Source organism: Mesorhizobium sp. WSM4847, from assembly GCF_055811335.1.
In genome coordinates this window covers 1-5,959 of sequence record NZ_JBVVPY010000015.1, presented here as the reverse complement: position 1 = coordinate 5,959, position 5,959 = coordinate 1, and the positions used below count along the sequence as shown (strand labels likewise).

The 5,959-nt window shown below is 64.0% G+C and carries 5 protein-coding genes; 2 read left to right on the top strand and 3 right to left on the bottom strand.

Translation table 11 applies throughout. The annotated features are described in order from the left end of the window. Positions 1-450: 450 nt before the first annotated feature. Complete coding sequence (locus AC0L28_RS21365; RefSeq protein ID WP_023802890.1) at positions 451-2,040, top strand: trimethylamine methyltransferase family protein; 1,590 nt, start codon at positions 451-453, stop codon at positions 2,038-2,040. Positions 2,041-2,339: 299 nt separating this feature from the next. Here the strand turns inward: AC0L28_RS21365 and AC0L28_RS21360 are convergent, their stop codons facing one another. The 3 genes from AC0L28_RS21360 to AC0L28_RS21350 all read right to left on the bottom strand — a co-directional run bounded on the left by AC0L28_RS21360 (position 2,340) and on the right by AC0L28_RS21350 (position 5,165). Beyond that, on the bottom strand, positions 2,340-2,738 hold the full coding sequence (locus AC0L28_RS21360) for a hypothetical protein (protein ID WP_023802889.1): 399 nt from the start codon (positions 2,736-2,738) through the stop codon (positions 2,340-2,342). A 184-nt stretch (positions 2,739-2,922) separates the two neighbouring features. Further along, entirely contained in the window at positions 2,923-4,350 is a 1,428-nt protein-coding gene (gene chrA, locus AC0L28_RS21355; protein WP_084833904.1) for a chromate efflux transporter, read from the bottom strand. Further along, on the bottom strand, positions 4,347-5,165 hold the full coding sequence (locus AC0L28_RS21350) for a chromate resistance protein ChrB domain-containing protein (protein ID WP_287174115.1): 819 nt from the start codon (positions 5,163-5,165) through the stop codon (positions 4,347-4,349). The genes chrA and AC0L28_RS21350 overlap by 4 nt, the downstream gene beginning before the upstream one ends. Positions 5,166-5,352: 187 nt before the next feature. Between AC0L28_RS21350 and AC0L28_RS21345 the strand changes: the two genes are divergently transcribed. Next, positions 5,353-5,772, top strand: coding sequence for a GFA family protein (locus AC0L28_RS21345; RefSeq protein ID WP_023802886.1), 420 nt, complete (start codon positions 5,353-5,355; stop codon positions 5,770-5,772). Positions 5,773-5,959 lie beyond the last annotated feature (187 nt).

Below are 5,959 nucleotides of genomic sequence, written 5' to 3'. Positions count from 1 at the left end.
CCGCGCCGCCCCCCCCCCCCCGCGCCCCGCGCCCCCCCCCCCCCCGCCCCCGCGGCGCCCCGCCCCCCCCCCCCCCCCGCGCCCCCGCCCCCCCGCCCGCCCCCCCGCCCCCCCCCCCCCCCCCCCCCCCCCCCCCCGCGCCCCCCCCCCCCCCCCCGGGGCCCATGACCGGCCACCGTTGTTTAGCCCCCTGGCATATGCGACGGGACCGTCTGGCTCATAGGCTGTGCCAATGCCGGCGGCATAGTTCGAGGCATAGCGCATGACCCCGGAAACCAATCTTCGGTTTCCGGAAAGGATCATGCGCAAGCAAGAAAGTGTTAGAGCGTCCTTTGCGCGTCCAAGTGGACGCGCGGCGCTCTAAGGGGGACGAAGCGGACGATGGTGGACCAACCACCTGGTGGACCAACCACCGCCGCCCGCTTCGCAGCTAAAGGTGGAGTGCCTCCCATGTCAGTGGCTGTTGAGAAGCCGGATACGCCCTCGGACCAGCGTTCGCGGCGTTCCGGCGGGCGCGAAGCGCGTCGCGCCATGCGGGCAGCACCCCTTGCCGACGATATCAAGCCGGTGCGCGCCGGCCTTGAAGGCGGAAGCTACGGACCGCTCAGCGAAAACGACCGCGAGCGCATTCACGAAGCGGTGCTGACGCTGCTTGAGACGGTCGGCTTCGCCAATGCCATCCCCTCCTGCATCGAGGCGCTGACCGAGGCCGGCGCCACGCTCGGCGAGGACGGCCGCATCCGTTTTCCGCGCGCGCTCGTCCTCGACACCATCAAGAAAGCGGCGCGCCATTTCACCCTGCATGGCCAGGATCCCAAGCACGACATGCTGATCCAGGGCAAGCGCGTGCATTACGGCACGGCGGGCGCCGCGGTGCATCTGGTCGACGTCGAGAAGCGCTGTTATCGCGAGTCGCTGCTGCAGGACATCTATGACGCCGCCCGCATCGTCGAAGGGCTCGACAACATCCATTTCTTCCAGCGGCCGATGGTGCCGCGCGACATCCCCGATCCGCTCGATATGGATTTCAACACGCTTTACGCCTGCGTGATGGGCACGTCGAAGCATGTCGGCACATCCTTCACGGTGCGCGAGAACGTCAAGCCGGCGCTCGACATGCTTTATGCGATTGCCGGCGGCGAAGAGAATTTTCGCGCCCGGCCTTTCGTCTCCAATTCGAACTGTTTTGTCGTGCCGCCGATGAAGTTTGCCGAGGATGCCTGCGGCGTGCTCGAGGCCTGCGTCGAAGGCGGCATTCCGATCCTGCTGCTGTCGGCCGGCCAGGCGGGCGCCACGGCGCCGGCGGCGATCGCCGGTGCGGTGGTGCAAGCGGTGGCCGAGGTGCTCGCCGGCCTCGTCTATGTCAACGCCATCAAGCCTGGCCATCCGGCGATCTTCGGCACCTGGCCGTTCGTCTCCGACCTCAGGACCGGCGCCATGTCCGGCGGCTCGGCCGAGCAAGCGGTGCTGACCGCTGCCTGCGCCCAGATGGCGCAATTCTACGACCTGCCCGGCGGTTCGGCCGCCGGCATGACGGATTCGAAACTGCCCGACATTCAGTCCGGTTACGAAAAGGGCATCACCGATGTGATGGCCGGCCTGGCCGGCCTCAACCTCGTCTACGAATCGGCCGGCATGCACGCCTCGCTGCTCGGCTTTTGCCTGGAAAGCCTGATCATCGACAACGACATGCTCGGCCATTGCCTGCGCTGCGTGCGCGGCATCGAGGTGACCGATGAGTCGCTGTCGATAGACACCATCGCCGACGTCTGCCTGAAGGGGCCGGGTCATTACCTCGGCAACGAGCAGACGCTGCGGCTGATGCAGACGGAATATTTCTATCCGGCGGTCGGCGACCGCTTTTCGCCGAAGGAATGGAACGAGAAAGGCAGGCCCGACATCCTGCAGCGAGCGATCATCGAGAAGAACCGCATCCTCGCCGAGCGCTTCCCGCGCCACGTGCCGAAGCCGGTCGACGACAAGTTGCGCGCCCGCTTCGGCAATCTGATCCAACTGCCGCGCAGCGGCATGGGCGGCTGAAGACGGTTCTCGTCAAAACGGTCAGAGACTAATCCATCCCGGCAAAATCGGGATGGGGCTCTACCTCTTTATTTGACCATGATCTTTTCCGAAAACCGGGCTCCACTTTTCGGGATTATGGTCTAGTCTGTTTGACCATGATCTTTTCCGAAAACCGGGCTCCACTTTTCGGGATCATGGTCTAGTCTGTTTGACCATGATCTTTTCCGAAAACCGGGCTCCACTTTTCGGGATCATGGTCTAGTCTGTTTGACCATGATCTTTTCCGAAAACCGGGCTCCACTTTTCGGGATCATGGTCTAGTCGGCGCTCAACCCGTAGCGGTCGACGACCTCGCCACTGATCAGCTTGGCATGCAGCGTCATCAGTATGATTTGCGCATCGAAGCTGTCGCCGGCCTCGAGTGCCGCCTCGAGCCGGCGCTCCGCATCCAGCCTATGTCGAAGGCCGTTGGATTGCTCGAATGCGTCCGGCCCGGCAATACAATAGCCAAGCAGCTGCGCCACCGGCGGGTAGGCTTGTGGCGGCGGCTCGTCGGGCCAGTGGTCCTTCATCAGATTGACGATGGTGAGCTTTGCTCCCTCCGGCACAAGGGCGGGATGAAGGTCGACGCCGCGTAGCGCGGCGTCGAGTTGCCTGAGGTCGCCTGAACGGCCGAACATTCCAAGGAAGCCTAGGGAGGAGCGCCGTTTCGCCATGATGTTCCTATCCGAATGCCCGAAACCGCAACGAAGCGCCGTCCGCAGGCAGCCGCTAAAGCGCGTCGCATTTGAGCCGGCCGCATGCGACGCGCTTTAGGTTGTTGTTTTATGCATGTCGTTATCGCAAAACCGCTGCACACCCTCGGGTCAGGCCCGAGGGCATGCTTTTGCGCGACATGCATTAACCACTCGCTGCCAGCAACAGAACACCGGCGAGGGCCGATCCCGCAAGCGTCGGCAGCATGCCGATCTTCAGCTTCAGAATGGCGATCATGGCAGCACATGACAGCAGCGCCGCGCGCCAGTCGATCGACGAGAGCACCGGCACGTCGGTTCCAAGCCCGACGTTGCGCACCTCGCCGAAGATGACGTGCAAGCCGAACCACAGAGCGAGATTCATGATGACGCCGACGACGGCGGCGGTGATCGCGCCCAGCGCCGCCGATAGCGCCTTGTTGTCGCGCAGGGATTCGATATAGGGCGCGCCGAGGAATATCCAGAAGAAGCAAGGCGTGAACGTCGCCCACAGGGTGAGCATCGCCCCAAGCGATCCGGCAAGCAGCGGGCTCAACGATCCGGATTGGCGGAACGCGGCCAGAAAGCCGACGAACTGCAGGACGAGTATGAGTGGACCCGGCGTGGTTTCGGCAAGCCCGAGGCCATCGACCATCTCACCGGGTGCGAGCCAGCCGAAGGACTCGACCGCTGCCTGCGCGACATAGGCAAGGACTGCGTAGGCGCCGCCGAAGGTGACGACCGCCATGACGCTGAAGAAGCCGCCGATCTGCGTCCACACGCTGGCGGATCCGGTGAACGCCCAGATCAGCAGCACCGGCCCGAGCCAGATCGGCAGCCAGATCGCGACGGTGCGCGGCGCATGCCATCGCGTCGGCCTGACGTGGGCCAGCTCGCCGCGCTCGAACATCAGGTCGACCGCGCCCTTGATGTCGGGAACCGCGTCCTTGCCGTGCGCCGCGCCGGAAAAAAGCGCCGGCGCAACACGATTGCCAATCCAGCCCGCCAGGCCGGCAAGCAGGACGATGAGCGGAAACGGCATGTTCAATGCATAGATGGCGATGAAGGCGGCGAGCGCGATCGAAACCATGACCCGGTTCTTCAGGGCACGACGTCCGATCCGGATCATCGCCTCGATCACGATGGCGAGCACGGCCGCCTTTACCCCGAAAAACAGTGCCTCGACGAGCGGAGCGTCGCCATACAGCGCATAGAGGATGCTCAAGGTGAGCATCACAAGCGCGCCCGGCGCGACGAACAGGATGCCGGCGACCAGGCCGCCGATCGTCCGGTGCAGCAGCCAGCCGATATAGATGGCGAGTTGCTGGGCTTCAGGGCCGGGCAGCAGCATGCAGTAGTTCAACGCATGCAGGAAACGTTGCTCGCCGATCCAACGCCGTTCCTCGACCAATTCCCTGTGCATGAGCGCGATCTGGCCGGCCGGCCCGCCGAAGCTGAGCAGGCCGATTTTCGCCCAGAGTTTTACGCCTTCACGGAAGCTTGGCGCAGCCGGCGCTTCGACGATCTCGGCCGTTTTTCCCAAAGCCCCCGTTTTGTCAGAAGCCCCCGTTTTGTCAGAAGCCGGGGCGCTCATGATGGCTTGCTCGCGCTTGGCCAATTGTGCGTCTCCTCGGTGGCATCGCGGCACCATCGGAAAAACGCGTCGTAGAGCAGCATGCCTGCCTCCAGCTGTTCCAGATCGTCGCGAAACATCCGCGACAGGCCAAGCGAGGCGGCCAGGAATCCGGCTGCCTGGGGAACCAAATCGAGGCGTGCGGTATCGGCGGCGCGCACGATCATGGCCAGGCGGTCGAGCGCCTCGGATTCGAGCCCGAACTCTTCGATCATCGTGTCGAAGGTGCAGCGTTCGTCCCGGTGAGTCCAGAACACATTGTCGATGTCGAAAGGCACGGCCTGAAAGCGGTCCGCAACGGCCGACACTTCGGCCGCCTCGACAAAGAGGAAGACCGCGCCCGAATCGATGAAGCGCCTGATCAGCCAGGGGCAGGCGATGCGATCGACCTTCGGGCGGCTCCGCGTCACCCACACGGTGCGGCCCCTTTCGTCGCGGGGCGGTATCTTGCCGGCATTGATCAAAGGCCCCTTGGCATCGCGCCAGGCCTCGAACCCGCCTTCGAGGGATTCGGCGGCAATGCCTTCATGCCGCAGCCATGCGGCCACGCCTTGCGAGAGCTTTTGCCCTCTTTGGCAGACGACCGTCACTCGGCTGCCGGCGAATTCGGATGCCCAGGTCGAGACGGTTTTGAAATCACGCCGGTTTGAGGCCGGCAGCAGGCGCGGATCGGCGCTGTAATCCTCTTCGATGCGAACATCGATGATCGCGGGCGCGCCCGGCAGACCAATCAGACGGGACAGTTGCGATACGGTGATAGCGGTTGTCGACGGCATGGCGTCCACCTCCTTGAGAGAGAAGCTTGGACGCGAACGTTGGGCTGACGCCTCACGGGGTCGTCGCGATGCACCCCTTGCCATGATCGTGGATTTGTCGCGCCCGCTTGTCAAGCGCCATGCCTGGAGCAAAGGATGCTCTGGCTCCGGCGGGCGGCGGAGCCAGGACATGTTTGGGAGGAAACCCATGAAAAAGACCTATCACGGCAGCTGCCATTGCGGTGCAGTGCGTTTCGAAGCCGAAATCGACCTCGCTGAGGGCATCCGCAAATGCAATTGCAGCTTCTGCTGGAAACTCGGCTACCGGAAATCCTTCGCCGCCTATGAGGCCGTGCGGGTGACGGACGGCCGCGACCGGATGCGGGAGTACAAGGCGACGCCGTCGAACTGGCCGGAAGGCGACATCAACCACTATATGTGCCCGAACTGCGGCGCGAATTTTCTCTCGCGCGGCTATCTCGATTTCATGGGCGGGAATTTCTGGGCGGTGAACGTCGCCTGCCTCGACGACGTCACCGAAGAGGAACTCGCCGCAGCCCCAATCGTCTACGAGGACGGCAAGCACGACAGGCAGGACCAGACGCCTGAGATTGTTGGCTATTTATAGGCGCTTGGGTGCGGCTTGGCGCTCTTCCTTCTCCCCTTGTGGGAGAAGGTGGATCGGCGCGCAGCGACGAGCCGGATGAGGGGTGCTGGACGGAGTGCGTCGGTGCCAAGCTGGAGCACCCCTTGTGTCTCTAGAATCATGCATGATCGGGTTGGCGGGTGACCCGGGTCATGACCGGATCACCCGC